This window comes from Pseudomonas sp. NPDC087814, assembly GCF_044742865.1.
In the GTDB taxonomy this organism is placed as follows: domain Bacteria; phylum Pseudomonadota; class Gammaproteobacteria; order Pseudomonadales; family Pseudomonadaceae; genus Aquipseudomonas.
Genome location: NZ_JBIUVK010000006.1, coordinates 49,002 through 64,840 on the forward strand (window position 1 = coordinate 49,002; position 15,839 = coordinate 64,840).

General features: G+C 61.1%; 16 protein-coding genes and 1 riboswitch. Of the genes, 5 read left to right on the forward strand and 11 right to left on the reverse strand.

From position 1 onward, the window contains the following. Positions 1–100 precede the first annotated feature (100 nt). From ACIOMR_RS07335 to ahcY, 4 genes are all read right to left on the reverse strand, one after another. On the reverse strand, positions 101–904 hold the full coding sequence (locus ACIOMR_RS07335; protein ID WP_087693230.1) for an ABC transporter substrate-binding protein: 804 nt from the start codon (positions 902–904) through the stop codon (positions 101–103). 70 nt (positions 905–974) lie between these two features. Beyond that, the gene (locus ACIOMR_RS07340) at positions 975–2,057 is read right to left on the reverse strand and encodes a hypothetical protein (protein ID WP_177035285.1); all 1,083 of its coding nucleotides are present in this window, start codon (positions 2,055–2,057) and stop codon (positions 975–977) included. Between the two features lie 75 nt (positions 2,058–2,132). Next, positions 2,133–2,978 (reverse strand): methylenetetrahydrofolate reductase [NAD(P)H], encoded by an 846-nt coding sequence (gene metF / locus ACIOMR_RS07345; protein WP_008434100.1) that lies wholly within the window; start codon positions 2,976–2,978, stop codon positions 2,133–2,135. Between the two features lie 174 nt (positions 2,979–3,152). Further along, complete coding sequence (gene ahcY / locus ACIOMR_RS07350; protein ID WP_003216850.1) at positions 3,153–4,562, reverse strand: adenosylhomocysteinase; 1,410 nt, start codon at positions 4,560–4,562, stop codon at positions 3,153–3,155. A 21-nt stretch (positions 4,563–4,583) separates the two neighbouring features. Further along, positions 4,584–4,689, reverse strand: a riboswitch (S-adenosyl-L-homocysteine riboswitch). 198 nt (positions 4,690–4,887) lie between these two features. Here ahcY and ACIOMR_RS07355 point away from each other — a divergent pair. Both ACIOMR_RS07355 and ACIOMR_RS07360 read left to right on the forward strand, forming a co-directional pair. After that, the gene (locus tag ACIOMR_RS07355; RefSeq protein WP_003216852.1) at positions 4,888–5,292 is read left to right on the forward strand and encodes an acyl-CoA thioesterase; all 405 of its coding nucleotides are present in this window, start codon (positions 4,888–4,890) and stop codon (positions 5,290–5,292) included. A gap of 77 nt (positions 5,293–5,369) precedes the next feature. Then, positions 5,370–6,257 (forward strand): formate/nitrite transporter family protein, encoded by an 888-nt coding sequence (locus tag ACIOMR_RS07360; protein WP_008434095.1) that lies wholly within the window; start codon positions 5,370–5,372, stop codon positions 6,255–6,257. Here ACIOMR_RS07360 and ACIOMR_RS07365 read toward each other — a convergent pair. Beyond that, positions 6,251–7,516, reverse strand: coding sequence for a sodium:proton antiporter (locus tag ACIOMR_RS07365; protein WP_008434094.1), 1,266 nt, complete (start codon positions 7,514–7,516; stop codon positions 6,251–6,253). The genes ACIOMR_RS07360 and ACIOMR_RS07365 overlap by 7 nt on opposite strands. Before the next feature lie 157 nt (positions 7,517–7,673). Next, complete coding sequence (locus ACIOMR_RS07370; RefSeq protein WP_401193163.1) at positions 7,674–7,820, reverse strand: hypothetical protein; 147 nt, start codon at positions 7,818–7,820, stop codon at positions 7,674–7,676. 149 nt (positions 7,821–7,969) lie between these two features. Between ACIOMR_RS07370 and ACIOMR_RS07375 the strand changes: the two genes are divergently transcribed. Further along, positions 7,970–8,803, forward strand: coding sequence for an EamA family transporter (locus tag ACIOMR_RS07375; RefSeq protein ID WP_063026578.1), 834 nt, complete (start codon positions 7,970–7,972; stop codon positions 8,801–8,803). Positions 8,804–8,834: 31 nt separating this feature from the next. Further along, the gene (locus tag ACIOMR_RS07380; protein ID WP_003216858.1) at positions 8,835–9,221 is read left to right on the forward strand and encodes an MAPEG family protein; all 387 of its coding nucleotides are present in this window, start codon (positions 8,835–8,837) and stop codon (positions 9,219–9,221) included. 140 nt (positions 9,222–9,361) lie between these two features. Here the strand turns inward: ACIOMR_RS07380 and ACIOMR_RS07385 are convergent, their stop codons facing one another. Continuing rightward, positions 9,362–10,531, reverse strand: a complete 1,170-nt coding sequence (locus ACIOMR_RS07385; RefSeq protein ID WP_177009109.1) for a murein transglycosylase A — start codon at positions 10,529–10,531, stop codon at positions 9,362–9,364. A 128-nt stretch (positions 10,532–10,659) separates the two neighbouring features. Here ACIOMR_RS07385 and ACIOMR_RS07390 point away from each other — a divergent pair, with 128 nt between their 5' ends. Further along, complete coding sequence (locus ACIOMR_RS07390; RefSeq protein WP_008434083.1) at positions 10,660–11,109, forward strand: cytochrome c; 450 nt, start codon at positions 10,660–10,662, stop codon at positions 11,107–11,109. A 7-nt stretch (positions 11,110–11,116) separates the two neighbouring features. Here ACIOMR_RS07390 and ACIOMR_RS07395 read toward each other — a convergent pair whose 3' ends face one another. The 4 genes from ACIOMR_RS07395 to ACIOMR_RS07410 all read right to left on the reverse strand — a co-directional run bounded on the left by ACIOMR_RS07395 (position 11,117) and on the right by ACIOMR_RS07410 (position 15,628). Then, on the reverse strand, positions 11,117–11,512 hold the full coding sequence (locus tag ACIOMR_RS07395; protein WP_008434082.1) for a DUF1090 domain-containing protein: 396 nt from the start codon (positions 11,510–11,512) through the stop codon (positions 11,117–11,119). Positions 11,513–11,593: 81 nt separating this feature from the next. Next, on the reverse strand, positions 11,594–13,279 hold the full coding sequence (gene ligB, locus ACIOMR_RS07400; RefSeq protein WP_401193169.1) for an NAD-dependent DNA ligase LigB: 1,686 nt from the start codon (positions 13,277–13,279) through the stop codon (positions 11,594–11,596). 143 nt (positions 13,280–13,422) lie between these two features. Then, positions 13,423–14,613 (reverse strand): methionine adenosyltransferase, encoded by a 1,191-nt coding sequence (metK, locus tag ACIOMR_RS07405; protein WP_003216863.1) that lies wholly within the window; start codon positions 14,611–14,613, stop codon positions 13,423–13,425. Between the two features lie 19 nt (positions 14,614–14,632). Then, entirely contained in the window at positions 14,633–15,628 is a 996-nt protein-coding gene (locus tag ACIOMR_RS07410; protein WP_401193172.1) for an ArsR/SmtB family transcription factor, read from the reverse strand. Positions 15,629–15,839: the final 211 nt, after the last annotated feature.

Below are 15,839 nucleotides of genomic sequence, written 5' to 3' on the forward strand. Positions count from 1 at the left end.
GCGGGCTTGAAAGCTGCGCTGTAGCGGGGTCGGGTGCCTTTTGCAAGACCGAAGCGTCCGGGCGTAAGCCTGGCGGAAAGGCCGGAGTATAACAGAGCAATCACTCTGCGCCGCTTTCCTGCTGCTCAACGGTGCGTACGGGCAGGGCTGATGCGCTGGTTTGCGGGCTGCTGCCCGCATATTTGGCGCTCAAGGCCGCGTAGGCAGGCTCTTGCTTGAAGCGTTTGAGTTCGGCGGCGAAGCGTTGCACCAGCAAATCCATGCCCGCCCCGCGGCGCACGGCCAGGAACTGAGGCTGGCTGCTGACTACCTGGGGAGCCTGGGTGACCTGGTCCTCAAGTCCAAGGGCCTTGAGTACATGCTGGCCAACCCGACGGTCCGTGATCACCAGGTCGATCCGGCCAAGGGCCAGTTTGCCGAAGTTGGCCTCATGGCTGGCGGCCGGCTCCTGCTTGAAGAGGGTGGACTCGCTGAATTCGGCGCCATAGAGGTAGCCTGGCGAGGTGCCGATGGTCAGGCCGCGCAGGTCGTCGAAGGTCTGGAACGGGTGTGGGCGCTGATTGGCGTAGAACAGCACGAACTCCACCTCGGACAGCGGCTCGCTGGGGTACAGCAGCACCGCGTCGCGTTCATGGCTATGGAAAATATCCAGTGCGCCGTCGGCCTGGCCCTGGTCGAGCATCGCCAGGCAGCGCTTCCAGGGCAGGAATTGCCAATCCACATCGATGCCCAGGCGCTGGAACACGATCACCGTGGTCTCGTAGTCGAGCCCGCGCATGGTGCCGTTGTCGTCGTAGACGTAAGGCGCCCAGGGCTCGGTGACAATGCGCAGTTTCTCGCCATGGGCACCGAGGCTCAGGCAAGCGAAAAGAACAGCAGTCAATAACCGGAAAGTGACAGGCATACCCTGAGATTACGACTGTATCGGGCTAAAGAGAAGCTCTGGCACAGTGATCTGCGGGCGCCCGCCAGGTTTACTTGCCCGGAGATTTGATCAGGTGTTCGTAGATCGCCTCGCGCCGCTCGCCGAGAATCAGCCGCACCACGGGATTGTCAAACCAGTGCTCCAGCAGATGGGCATCCACCGGTCGACCCTGGCGCTCTTCCTGGTTTTGTCGGGCCTTGTCCCACCAAACCGGGCCACACGCCTGGTCGAACTCGTTTTCATGTTCGTAGCAGCCGTAGAGGATTTCCCGGATGAACTGCTGTTGGTGCTTGGGCAGTGCCAGGGTGATCAGCTTGTACATCAAGCGTTGCAGACGAGGCGGGCGGGGCAGGTGGGCGGAAACCTGGCGCGTGTCATCGAGGGCCGTGGCGCTGGTGGGGTTTGCCCCATGCTTGGCGATCCACGCCTTGACCTTGGCCCGGAACAGCTGCTTGCGGCTCCAGTAGTGGTGGATCAGGTCCGGGCATTCGCGCACGTTGAGGGTGCGATAGGCGGCAATGGACAGGCAGAACTCTTCCAGGGTGTAGGCGCCCTGGGCATGGGGAAACAGTTCGTCCATCAACTCGATCGAGCGGTCGAGGATGTGCGCGTCCTGCTGCGTCAGGCCCATGACCCCTGAATTGAGGGTCATCATGTCATCGTCGGCCACGCCCATGTCCAGCAGGCGCTGGTACAGGGCGCTGTACAGAATGCTTTCGTGGTTGTCGCCGTACTTGGTGTAGAAGGCGTTGCACAGCAGGGTGCCGGGCTGCACGCGTTCAAACAGCGCCAGGGGCGAATGATGGAAAAACGTATCGGTGTCGATCAGCAGCGCCACTTCGGATTCTTGCAACACTTGCCGCAGCACCACGTGCTTGGTGCGAAAGTGATAGCCGTGAGGCTCGCTCCAGCGTTTGCGCGTGGCTTCGTCCAGCGGGCGTACCCGTACCGGCAGCAGGCGGTAGGGCTCGGGGTTGTCGGTGAAGACCTGGATGTCGATGCCTGTGTCCGGCTCGTCCCGCAGGAACGACAGGGCGCTGGCGATGCTGAATACCGCTTCCTGATGGTAAGTCTCTGCGCCGAACACCAGGTAGACCAGTTGCGGGCGGGACGTCGGGGCGGTTGTATTCATGGACTGCAGAATTCCGTGGGCGTTTAGAACGGCAAAGGCCCTCATTATGAGGGCCTTTGCATTTCGGAACAGACCTTAGCGTGGCAGCTTCAGGTTGTTCCAGACAGCGAGGCTTGGCTCAGCCTGGTTCAGGGTATAGAAGTGCAACCCTGGCGCGCCACCTTGCAACAATTGTTCACACATTTCGCTGATGACCTGTTCGCCGAACGCCTGGATGCTCTTGACGTCGTCGCCGTAGGCTTCCAGTTGTTTACGAATCCAGCGTGGGATTTCCGCGCCGCAGGCGTCAGAGAAGCGCGCCAGTTTGCTGTAGTTGGTGATCGGCATGATGCCCGGCACGATCGGGATGTTCACGCCCATCGCTTGTACACGCTCAACGAAGTAGAAGTAGCTCTCTGCGTTGAAGAAGTACTGGGTGATCGCGCTGTTGGCGCCGGCGTTGGCCTTGCGCACGAAATTCTGCAGATCGTCTTCGAAATTGCGCGCCTGGGGGTGCATCTCCGGATAAGCGGCCACTTCGATGTGGAAGTGATCGCCGGTTTCTTCGCGAATGAAGCTCACCAGGTCATTGGCGTAGCGCAGCTCGCCGCTGGCCATGCCCATGCCGGACGGCAGGTCACCGCGCAGGGCGACGATGCGCTTGATGCCGGCTTGCTTGTATTGGGTCAGCAGGCTGCGCAGGTCAGCCTTGCTGTCGCCCACGCAGGACAAATGCGGAGCTGCAGGTACTTTGACTTGGCTTTCCAGCTGCAGCACGGTGTTGATCGTGCGATCGCGGGTGGAGCCACCGGCACCGTAGGTGCAGGAGAAGAAATCGGGGTGGTAGCTGGCCAACTGCTTGGCAGTTGCCATCAGTTTTTCATGCCCAGCATCGGTCTTGGTCGGGAAGAACTCGAAGCTGTAGCGACGGTCTTGGGACATGGTCATACCTATGGAAACTCATAAAGCCAGAAGGTGCACACCGTCAATGTGGGAGCGGGCTTGCTCGCGAAGGCGGTATGTCAGTAGTAGATAAGTCGACTGACACACCGCCTTCGCGAGCAAGCCCGCTCCCACAAAAGCCTGCCCCCACATGGGGAGCAGGCAGCAGGCAAATCAGTAGCGGTAAGCGTGCGGCTTGAACGGGCCTTCGACCGTCACGCCGATGTAGTCGGCCTGGGTCTTGGTCAGTTGAGTCACTACGCCGCCGAAGCCGCGGACCATTTCCAGGGCCACTTCTTCGTCGAGTTTCTTCGGCAGTACTTCCACGGTCAGGCGCTCGGCTTTCTGGGCGGGCGACAGGTCGGCGTATTTCTGGCCGAACAGGAAGATCTGCGCCAGTACCTGGTTGGCGAACGAGCCATCCATGATGCGGCTTGGGTGGCCAGTGGCGTTGCCCAGGTTGACCAGACGGCCTTCGGCCAGCAGGATCAGGTAGTCATCGTTCTGCGGGTCGAAATCGCCAGCACCGGTACGGTGAACCTTGTGTACCTGTGGCTTCACTTCTTCCCATGCCCAGTTCTTGCGCATGAAAGCGGTGTCGATTTCGTTGTCGAAGTGACCGATGTTGCACACCACGGCGCGCTTTTTCAGGGCCTTGAGCATGTTCGAGTCGCACACGTTCACGTTGCCGGTGGTGGTCACGATCAGGTCGATCTTGCCCAGCAGGGCCTTGTCGATGCTGGCTTCGGTGCCGTCGTTCTGGCCGTTGATGAACGGCGAAACCACTTCGAAACCGTCCATGCAGGCTTGCATGGCGCAGATCGGGTCGACTTCGGAGACTTTAACGATCATGCCTTCCTGACGCAGGGACTGGGACGAACCCTTGCCCACGTCACCGTAGCCGATCACCAGCGCTTGCTTGCCGGACAACAGGTGGTCGGTGCCGCGCTTGATCGCATCGTTCAGGCTGTGACGGCAGCCGTACTTGTTGTCGTTCTTGCTCTTGGTCACCGAGTCGTTGACGTTGATGGCCGGGATTTTAAGCTCGCCCTTGGCCAGCATGTCCAGCAGGCGGTGAACGCCGGTGGTGGTTTCTTCGGTCACGCCGTGGACGCGGTCGAGGATCTGCGGGTATTTCTTGTGCAGCAGCTCGGTCAGGTCGCCGCCGTCGTCGAGGATCATGTTGGCGTCCCATGGCTTGCCATCCTTGAGGATGGTTTGCTCCAGGCACCACTCGTACTCTTCTTCGGTTTCGCCTTTCCAGGCGAACACGGCGATACCGGCAGCAGCGATAGCGGCAGCGGCCTGGTCTTGAGTCGAGAAAATGTTGCAGGACGACCAGCGTACTTCGGCACCCAGGGCAACCAGGGTTTCGATCAGCACGGCAGTCTGAATGGTCATGTGGATGCAGCCGAGAATCTTCGCGCCCTTGAGCGGCTGCTCAGCGGCGTACTTGCGACGCAGGCCCATCAGGGCTGGCATTTCGGATTCGGCGATAAAGGTTTCGCGACGGCCCCAGGCAGCGAGGGACATGTCGGCGACTTTGTAGTCGGTAAAACCTGCAGGCGTGATTACAGCGCTCATGAAGAGCCTCCATTCGTAGTGTGCGAATGGGCGCCGTTGTGCGTTTAGTATCCAGCTGGCTAACCAGGCCGGACAACGCCCCATCCGAGCCTGACAGGTCGAGCCTGCTGCAGCGCCCCTCGGACAGGTGGCGGGAGAACGGTATCAATCGAAGATGACCGTTTTGAAGCGGAGGCGATTATAGCCGCCTGCGCCTGACTTCTAAAGCCTTTCTGTCGGCGGCATGAAGATCGCTCATGGGGTTGATAGGCAATGGCTCATAGAGCTTGGGCCCGGCCTCTGCCATGATGTTGCCCATCATTTCGCAACACGCTTTGGAGTGAACATGAACTTCCACACTCGCAAATGGGTAAAACCCGAAGACCTCAACCCCAACGGCACCCTGTTCGGTGGCAGCCTGCTGCGCTGGATCGACGAAGAAGCGGCCATCTACGCGATTGTCCAGTTGGGCAACCAGCGGGTGGTGACCAAGTACATCTCCGAAATCAACTTCGTCAGCGCCTCGCGCCAGGGCGACATCATCGAACTGGGCATCACCGCCACCGAGTTCGGTCGCACCTCCATCACCCTGACCTGTGAAGTGCGCAACAAGATCACGCGCAAGAGCATTCTGACGGTGGAAAAAATGGTCTTCGTGAACCTGGGTGAAGACGGGTTGCCAGCGCCCCACGGCCGTACCGAGATCAAGTACGTGAAGGATCAGTTCCAGTCGGAAGGCCTCGGCGAGTAATCCTGCGCAGGGCCAGTGAACGCTCTTGATCAACCATAGGTCGTACCTGAACATCGCCCCCCCGTTCAGGTATCACCATGGCTACGCAAGAAGACGGCAAGACCCCCAATCTGTCGCAGGAAGAGCAGCACGACGTCGACAAGAACCAGCCGCCTCGCGCGGCGGTTCTGCATGAAATCATCCGCACTCAAGGCGATCAGGAACTGGAGCGCAACGTCGCCGCGTTGTGGTGGTCGGCGCTGGCCGCCGGCCTGACCATGGGCCTGTCACTGATGGGCATGGGCTTGCTCAACTCGCGCCTGCCGGATGGCGAAGAGTTCAAGGTGATCGCCAGTTTTGGTTACTGCGCCGGCTTTCTTGCCGTGATCCTCGCCCGTCAGCAGTTATTCACCGAAAACACCCTGACCGCGGTGTTGCCGGTGATGAGCAAACCCACGCTGAAGAATTTCGCACGCCTGCTGCGTTTATGGGCCGTGGTGCTGGTGGGCAACCTGTGCGGCACCTTGCTGGTGGCGTACGTGATGCTGCACTTGCCGATCTTTGACACCAAGACCGACCTGGCCTTCCTGGAAATCGGGCGCAAGGTCATGGAAAACGACGCCTACCAGATGTTCGCCAAGGGCATCGTGTCGGGCTGGATGATCGCCACCATGGTGTGGATGATCCCATCCATGGAAAGCGCCAAAATCTGGATCATCATCCTGATCACCTACCTGATGGCACTGGGAGACTTCACCCACATCGTGGTGGGCTCGGCGGAAGTGTCGTACCTGGTATTTGCCGGCGAGCTGCCGTGGAAAGACTTCTGGCTGGTGTTCGCCGGGCCGACGCTGGCGGGCAATATCATCGGCGGCAGCTTTATCTTTGCGCTGATCAGCCATGCGCAGATTCGCAGCGAAAGCAGCCTGCCGGGCAAAGCCGCTGCGGACCCTAGGCATCCGCAGCAGATCAACAAGGGTCAGTGAGTCTCCGGCGCCGCAGCAGGCGCCGGCTCATCCTTGGTCACATGCTTGACCAGCTTGCCGATGCTCAAGCCCTGCAACAGGATCGAAGACAGCACCACGATGTAGGTGATGCTCAGCAGCAAGTCACGCTCCGGGCCCAGTGGCAGGGCCAGGGCCAGTGCCACGGAAACCCCGCCGCGCAAGCCACCCCAGGTGAGGATGCGGATGGTGCCGCGGGGCACCGTGCGCCAGCGGCGCAGCAGCAGGATCGCCGGGGCCACCGTCAGCAGGCGTGACAACAGGATTGCCACGGCCAGCAAACTGGCGGCCAACACGTGCAGCCAGTTGAACGGCAACAGCAGCAGTTCCATGCCGATCAGCGCAAACAGCAGGGCGTTGAGCATGTCATCGAGCAGTTCCCAGAAGCCGTCCAGGTAGCGCCGGGTCATGTCGTTCATCGCCAGCTTGCGGCCGAGGTTGCCGATGATCAGGCCCGCCACCACCATCGCAATGGGTGCCGAGACGTGCAGTTCAGTGGCCATCGCCGAGCCGCCGATCACCAGGGCCAGGGTCAGCATCACTTCGATCTGATACTGCTCGATGCTCTTGATCATCAGGTACACGATGTAGCCGATCAGCCCGCCAAACACCACGCCGCCAATCGCTTCATGGGCAAACAGCATGGCCGTGGCGCCGACCGTAGGCGTCTCGCCCAGTTGCGCGATGCCCAGCAACACGGTGAACACCACCACCGCGGTGCCGTCGTTGAACAGCGATTCGCCGACGATGGTGGTTTTCAGCGGTTTCGACGCATTGGCGGTCCGCAGCACACCGAGTACGGCAATCGGGTCGGTGGGGGAAATCAGCGCGCCGAACAGCAGGCAGTACAGGAAACTCACGTGCCAGCCGAACAGGGCAAAGATGTAGAAGGCCAGGCTGCCGATCACCACCGTGGCAATCAATACGCCGAAGGTGGCGAGCAGGCCGATGGGCCAGCGGTAGCTGCGCAGGTCGCTCAGGTTGACGTGCAAGGCGCCGGCGAACAGCAGGAACGAGAGCATCCAGTTCATCAGCAGGTCGCCGAAGTCGATCTGGCCGATCAACTGCTGGATGCGCTCTTCAAGGCCGGGGTAGCCGATAAAGCTCAAGCCTTGCAGCAGCAGGGAAAACATCAGTGCCGTGACCATCACACCGATGGTGGGCGGCAGGCCGATGAAGCGGTAGTTCACATACGTGAGCAGGGTGGTGAGGCAAATAAACGCAGCGACAAGTTCAAGCATCCGGGGTCCTTGGATGGAGGAGTGAGTAGAGATCATATGTGGGAGCTGTCGAGCCCCAGCGAGGCTGCGATGGCATCACCTGGGTGAGGCTGCAAGACCGCAGCGCCTGTATCGCAGCCTCGCTAAAGCTCGACAGCTCCCACACAGAACACATTTATCAGTTGGCTACGTTGACCGCAGCAAGGCGACGACGTTGCAGGTCGATGAACAAAAGTGCCGCCGCCACCATCCCGCCGATCCAGGCACCGAGCGGCATGCGAGGATCTCTTTCGGTAATCGCGGCGCTCTGATCAGGCATACGCATGCCGACGCCCGGATCGGCGAAGATCGGGCAGCAGCAAAAAATTATTGGTCCAGGTCTTTGCGCAACTGAGTGCGGCGTGGTCGGCTTTAGTATAAACAGGTGCTGAAATATGGCGAATCAATTCCGCTTTTTATGACTGGGGAGTCACCGTGATTGCAACAGCTCTGGTACTGGTAGCGGCGTTGTTGCATGCGACGTGGAACACCTTGATCAAATTCAGCGGCGAGCGCCTGTTGGTCATCGCGTGCATGGACACGGTGGCGTTGCTGTTTGTGGTGCTGGCGGTGGGGTTTGTATCGTTTCCGCCACTGGAAATCTGGCCGTGGATCATCGCCTCGGCGTTGTTTGAATTGCTCTACCGCTACCTGCTGATCCAGGCCTATCGCGTGGGTGACCTGGGCTTGGTGTACCCATTGATGCGCGGCTTGTCGCCTTTGGTGGTGCTGGCGCTGACGCTGGTGTTTGCCGGTGAGGTGCTCAGTACCCAGCAGATTCTCGGCATTCTGCTGATCCCGTTCGGCATGCTATGCCTGTTGTGGCAGGGCGGCGGTGGCGACCGGTTGCCCTGGTCGATGCTGCCGGTGGTGGCGTTGATCGGCCTGTGCATCGGTTGCTACACCTTCCTCGATGGCCAGGCATTGCGCCGTTGGTCACACCCGCTGGACTACCTGGTGTGGCTGACGCTGATAAGCGCATGGCCGTTTCCGTTGCTGGCGATGGTGCGCAAACGGGCGGCGTTCGGGCTGTTCTGGCGCACGCAGTGGCGGCTGGGGCTGAGTGTCGGGTTGTGCGTGTTGTTGAGCTACGCTCTGGTGCTTTGGGCCATGCAGTTGGGCTCGATTGCCGAAGCCGCTGCGCTGCGGGAAGTCAGTGTGATCCTGGTGGTGCTGTTCGGCATGCGTTACCTGAAAGAACCTTTCGGCCGCCCACGGCTCATAGCCTGTGGGTTGGTGCTGATCGGCATGTTCGTGATGAAACTCTAACCGTCGGATAAAACTAAAAAAGGAATGGGTTATGACAGTCGCTTTCTGGTGTGTGTTGATCGCAATTTTTCTGCCGTACCTGTGCACGGGCGTGGCCAAGTTCAGCGGCGGCAAGTTCGGGCCCCGGCAGAACCATGACCCGCGGGCGTTCCTCGACACCCTCGAGGGGTTTGCCAAGCGCGCCCACAGTGCGCAACTCAACAGCTTCGAAGTGACCCCGGCCTTTGCGGCCGCGGTGATCATTGCCCATCTGGCTGGCGTTGCGTCGCTGGTGACGATCAACGTCCTGGCGGTGCTGTTCATCACCAGCAGGTTGCTCTACATCATCTGCTACCTGGCGGACTGGGCAATGCTGCGGTCGGTGGTATGGGCGGTGGGGATGGCGTTGATTGCGAGCTTCTTCTTCGTCTCGATCTGAAGCCTGACACTGTTCAAATGTGAGAGCGGGCTTGCTCGCGAATGCGGTGAGTCAGTCACCGGATGTATCGACTGATCCACCGCATTCGCGAGCAAGCCCGCTCCCACACAAGCCCGCCCCCACATAGACCTTGGTGTTCTTCAGGTGCCTGTCGGCGCGTCCGGCACTTTTGGCAACGCTGCGCCTTTGGGCCACAGCATCCAGATCTGACCCTGCTGCTTCATGTTGCCCGCCAACTCACCGGCGGCATCACCGGTGCCCCAGAACAGGTCGGCCCGCACTTCACCGGTAATTGCACCACCGGTATCCTGCGCGGCCACCGGGCGGGCAATCGGCGCACCATCCGGTCGGGTAGTCGACAGCCACAACAGGCTGCCCAGCGGAATCACCTTGCGATCCACCGCAACGCTATACCCCGCAGTCAGCGGCACGTTCAGCGAGCCACGCGGGCCTTCGTTGCTGTCGGGGCGGGCACTGAAGAACACGTAGCTGGGGTTGCTTGCCAGCAATTCAGGAATACGCTGCGGATGCGCCTTGGCCCAGGCCGCGATGGCACCCATGGTCACGTCTTCTTTTTTCAGCTCGCCCTGCTCCACCAGCCAGCGGCCGATGGGGCGGTACGGGTAACCGTTCTGGTCACCGTAACCCACCCGCAATTGGCGGCCGTCGGCCAGTTGGATACGACCTGAACCCTGGATCTGCAGGAATTGCAGGTCCATCGGGTTGGTCAGCCAGGCGATGGGCTTGGCGGTGGAGCCTTGGTGGTTGATGGTGCTGGCGTCGTCATAGGGTTTGAGTACCCGGCCTTCCAGGCGACCGCGCAGGCGCTTGCCCTTGAGCTCCGGGTAGATGCTTTCCAGGTTGACGATGATCAGGTCATCCGGCACGCCGAACACCGGTACATGGGCGGTGGCGGTTTCGGTGAGGCTGCCGGGGTAAACCGGTTCGTAGTAGCCGGTGATCAGGCCGTTGGGGCTGTTGTCGGCCGAGCGCAGGCCGTAGACGTCGAGGTTGGCCTTGAGGAAGTCACGAATCGCCACTGCGGTCGACGGCACGGTGGCCGATGCCGCACACGTCGCGCCCCATACCGGGTCAGCCTTGAGGCGTTGACAGGCACTGCGCCAGGATTCGAAGCCGGCTTGCAGGTCGCTGTCCGACACGGCCGGCAGGTTTTCCCAGGTGGCGCCGACGTAGGTAGCAATGGCGTGGGGCTTGGCTTTTTCGTCCTTGCCGGTGTCGCAACCGGCCAGCAGCGCGATCATTGGCAGGGCCCACACGAGGCGGCGCCAAGGCTTAAAACGGGTATTCATACACAAAATTCCTGAAGCGATTGCTCGTATCGGCTGGCGTTCGAGCAACCCTTATTATTAATAGGGGTATTGGTCTTTGCGGGCGGGGCGAGGATACTGGCCGCCGTTTCCCGTGACCTTGAGCCATCATGACTTTTAAAAGACTGACCGTTGTATTGCTGGCCTGCCTGACACTGTCCGCCTGCGGCGGGGTTGATCCGAATTCGCCCCTTGGCCAGCGCAAGGCCATTTTCAAGCAGATGCTCAAGACCGGCGAAGACCTGGGCGGCATGTTGCGTGGGCGCATTCCATTCGACGGCGGCAAATTTGCCGAAGGCGCGGTCAAGCTTGATGCGTTGTCCCACGAACCGTGGAAACATTTCCCGAGCGTGCGTGAAGAAGACCACACCAGCGCCAAGGACGACGTGTGGCAGCAGCAGGCACGCTTCCAGGAAATGGCTCGAAACCTTGAAACGGCCACCGGTGAATTGGTGATCGCCAGCCAGGTCCAGCCCTACAAGGCCAGCAACCTCGGGCCGGCGGTGCAGAAAGTCGAAGATGCCTGCACCGCGTGCCATAAACAGTTCCGCGATCACTGAGGCCGTCTTACTTGTCCAGTTCGTCCAGGGCTTCCTGCAAGTCCTTGCGTGACTGGGCCAGCTTGTCCTTGCGCTTGTTGATCTTGTCGGAGTCACCCTTCTTCATCGCCTTGTCGAGGTCAGCCTGACGGCGGCTGACTTCGTGCTTGGCGTCGAGCACCTTGTTTTCCCGCTCCTTTTTCAAGGAGGCATCGGTGCAGTTGGCGGTGACTTCACTCAAGGCTTTTTCCAGGCCGGCTTGTTGCTCACTGTTGCCGTGGGCCTTGGCTTGTTCGATCTGGGTGCTGATGGACTCGCGCTTGGCGGCGCAGCCTGTGAGTGGCGCAGCTTCCTCGGCTGCCAGCAATGGCGCGGACATAAGGGTAGCGACGGTCAACAGGGCAAAAGGTGCAAGAAATTTCATAAAGGCTCCAAGGCAAACAAGGTCGCAATCAGGTGGGCAGGATGAATTCTGCCGGCACCGGTTAATGCCGTCGGGCAGAGGTCAAAAACCATCTATCCCGGCAGCCCGTAATGTTTCACTCAAGGCCAGCACCTGCGGGTCGCGAAAAAAGGCGCTCAGTTGCGCCGCGCGACCCGGGCCTATGCCGTCTTCGGCCAGCCAGGCTTGAGTGTCTCTGGCGGCCAGGGTTTGCCAGCCGCCTTGTAGATTGTTGCGGGCCGTGGGCGGTACTCCCAGGGCCATCAGCCATTGCGCGAACGGTCGCTGCCGGGCGCTGCGCAAGCTGTCGAGTAAACGCGCACTGCTGCGTTCGCCGAAGCCATCAATGTTAGCAAGCTCTGCCTCATCCAGGGTTAACCAATCGAGCAGGCCGTCGATCAGGCCGGCCTGGATCAAGGTGTTCCAGGTTTCGCGGCCGATGTGTGGCAGGGCCAGGCCCTGGGCGCCGCTCAGCCAGGTCAGGCGCGCGAGCAGCTGTTCTTCGCAACCCGGGGCCAGTTGCCAGCAACTCAAGGGGTGGAAGTCCCTGGCCTGCGGGACCTGCAACTCGGCCCGTGGCTGGCTGCGCAGGATGACGCGGTCAAGGCGTGGGATGACGTGCCCGGCGAGGCTGATGGAAACCTGGTCGCCAGTACGGATATCCAGTTCCCGCCAGCGTTTCAGGGAACCGACACTGACCCGGCTGATCTTCCGGTCATCGAGCAGTACCGGTTCCAACTCCAGGATGGAGGTGATGCGCCCGGTGCGGCCAATCTTGAAGTGCACCTTGCGCACATGGGCCAATGCCTTGGCCACCGGGTACTTCCAGGCAACCGCCCAGTAGGGCGCGCTGACCCGCCAGCGCTCGGCCGGGACCCGCTGGCCTTGATGCAATACCACGCCGTCGCTGGCGAAGGGCAGCGGGTGGCTGTACCAATAGCTGCGCCAGTGCGCCGCTTCGGTCATGTCCTTGATCGGGTGGCTGTAGCGCCCGCTGTCGGTGAAGCCCCACTGCGCCAGCTGGCTCAGCCGCTCGGAAAAGTCATCGGGGCCCTGGGGCCAGGCCCAGACAAACAGACCGATATTGGCGGCCTCGGCGTCGCTCAACTGCCGGCGATTCATCAGCCCGGCCACTTTGCCGCGGGCGCCGAGGCCACCTTTGGCAGCTTGCACATGGTCATTCAGTCGCCAATAGAGTTCGCCCTGCAACAACAGGTCAACGGGCTCGGGCAGTTGCTGCACGATCCCCGGAATCCGGCGGGCGGAGGCTGACCAATCCTGGCCCAGCCGGCCATCGCCGCGACTGATGACCCGGCTCAACCGGCCCTTGCGGTAAACCAGCGTGACGGCGACGCCATCGACCTTGGGCTGGATCCACACGTCCTGGCGAGTCCCCAGCCAGGTTTGCACGGCGTTATCGTCCAGCAGTTTTTCCAGGCCGGTGTGGGGCGTCGGGTGGGCGGTCGTGCCTCGCGCGCTGCCCAGCGGGTCGTCCGTGACTGGGGCGGAGGGAGTGAAACACCTGCGCCATTGGGCAAGGCGCTGGCTGGCCTGGTCATACAGCTCATCACTGATCAATGACTGGCCGAGCCGGTGGTAGCTGTCATCCCACAAGCGGATTTGTTGCGCCAGGGTGCTGATCTGGGCCCGGGCGTGATCGGCCTCCCAGTCGGGGCACCCCTGCGACCACGCAGTGAGCGGCGAGAAGCTGAGTAAAAGGAAAAACAGCCAGCGCATAAGTGACGTCATCATGAGCATCCTTGCTCTGAAAAGGGCGCCCAGCCTAAGCCATCCCTGCGGGCATAAAAAAGCCCCGCAACCGCGAGGCTTTTTACCCGATGTTTCTGCTCGTTTGAACAGAACGCCGGGGCTTTGTGTACACCGTAGGACGATTACAGGCCGGCGGCAGTACGCAGGTCGTTGGCACGGTCGGTCTTTTCCCAGGTGAACGTAGTGAACGTGTCGTTGCCGACAGTCTTCTGCTCAGGGGTACGACCGAAGTGGCCGTAGGCCGCAGTTTCCTGGTACATCGGGTGCAGCAGGTCGAGCATGGTGGTGATTGCGTAAGGACGCAGGTCGAAGATCTCACGCACCAGCTTGACGATCTTGTCGTCGCTGATCTTGCCGGTACCGAAGGTGTTCAGCGAGATCGAGGTAGGCTGGGCCACACCGATTGCGTAGGACACCTGAATCTCGCAACGCTCGGCCAGGCCGGCGGCCACGATGTTCTTGGCCACGTAACGACCGGCGTAGGCCGCCGAACGGTCAACCTTGGATGGATCCTTGCCGGAGAACGCGCCACCGCCGTGACGGGCCATGCCGCCGTAGCTGTCGACGATGATCTTGCGACCGGTCAGGCCGCAGTCGCCCACCGGGCCACCGATGATGAACTGGCCGGTCGGGTTGATGTGGAACTGGGTGTCCTTGGTCAGCAGTTCGGCAGGCAGCACGTGCTTGACGATCAGCTCCATGACGCCTTCGCGCAGGTCGGCGTAGGAAACGTCCGGGTTGTGCTGGGTCGACAGTACCACCGCGTCGATGGCGACGACTTTGCCGCCTTCATAACGGCAGGTCACCTGGGACTTGGCGTCCGGGCGCAGCCATGGCAATGCACCGGATTTACGGGCTTCGGCCTGGCGCTTCACCAACTGGTGGGAGAAGGTGATCGGTGCCGGCATCAGCACGTCGGTTTCGTTGCTGGCATAGCCGAACATCAGGCCCTGGTCGCCGGCGCCCTGATCTTCAGGCTTGGCACGGTCGACACCCTGGTTGATGTCAGGGGACTGCTTGCCGATGATGTTCATCACGCCGCAGGTCGCACCGTCGAAGCCGACATCGGAGCTGTTGTAGCCGATGTCGATGATCACATCACGCACGATCTGCTCCAGGTCTACCCAGGCAGAGGTGGTGACTTCGCCGGCGATGATCGCCACGCCCGTTTTCACCAGAGTCTCGCACGCCACTCGGGCGAACTTGTCTTCAGCGATGATGGCGTCCAGCACCGCGTCAGAGATCTGGTCGGCGATTTTGTCCGGATGCCCTTCAGACACGGACTCGGAGGTGAAAAGGGAGTATTCGCTCATCTCGATGTTTTCCTGATATTTACCGATGGTGAGTGTCGCCAGCCGGGCGCTGTATATGGCGGACCTGAATCTGGAAACCATTACGTAAACCTACATAGAGGCTTTCCCCGGGAACGAGTCCCGCAGCGGTGGCCCAACGGGCCAGATCGTCCTGTTCAAAACCCAGCCAGAGATCACCGCAGGCTTCCCTGGCCCAACTCTGGTTGTGGCTGCATAAATCCGTGACCAACAGGCTGCCGCCTGGTTGCAGCAAATTCGCCATCTGCCTGAGGGCGTCTGCCGGGGCGGCGAAATGGTGCAGGACCATGTTCAGCACCACGCAATCGGCCCGCAGGCTGGTGTCATTCAGGGCGTCCGCCAACTGCAGGTGGACATTGCCCAGCGCTTCGCGCTCACACAATTGGCGGGCCAGCTCCAGCATCGCCGGGCTGTTGTCCAGCGCCGTGACCTGATGAAAGCGCCGCGCCAGCTCCGGCAGGAAGCCGCCATCACCCGGGCCCACTTCAACCGCCGTAGCCTCATCACTGAAGCTCAGCTTGTCCAAAAGTGCCAGCACGCTTTCGCGGTATTGCGCCAAGCCGGCGATCAGATCCTGCTGGGCGCGAAACTTCTCGGCTACCCGTGAGAAAAAGTCCTGGCTGGCGGCAGCACGTTGCCCGTGCACCTGGCTGATGCGCGACTGCACGTCAGCCGGCAGCGCCAGGCTGTCTATTTCTTCGAGCAGCGCGGCGTGCAGCTTGCCGCCCAGTTGCTCGGTGTGGGGCAGGGCGCGACGGTAAAAAATCGCATTGCCCTCGCGGCGGGTCGCCACCAGGTCGGCCTGGGCCAGTACCTTCAAGTGGTGGCTCATGCCGGATTGGCCGATGGCGAAGATCTGCGCCAGCTCCAGCACCCCGAACGAATCGTTGGTCAGCGCGCGCAACACATTCAGGCGCAACGGATCGCCACCGGCCTTGCACAGGGCCGCCAGCTCGTCGCTGTCGTCGGGTCGAATGGAAGGTGCGCTCAGGTTCATAAGGCCAGCAGTCTAGTGACGGTGGGAAAACCCCGCAAGGGCAATATCAAAAAGTTTTGATATTGGTCGATAATCGGTGGTTATAAGCAGCCGCTATAACCCATGGACGAAGCGGGGGGCGGTTTCTCCAGGCAATCCGCAGGAAAAACACCCCCAAGTGACTATCTGTCATTGCCCCGAGGGCCGTGGCTGAGGGAAAATGCCGATCCTT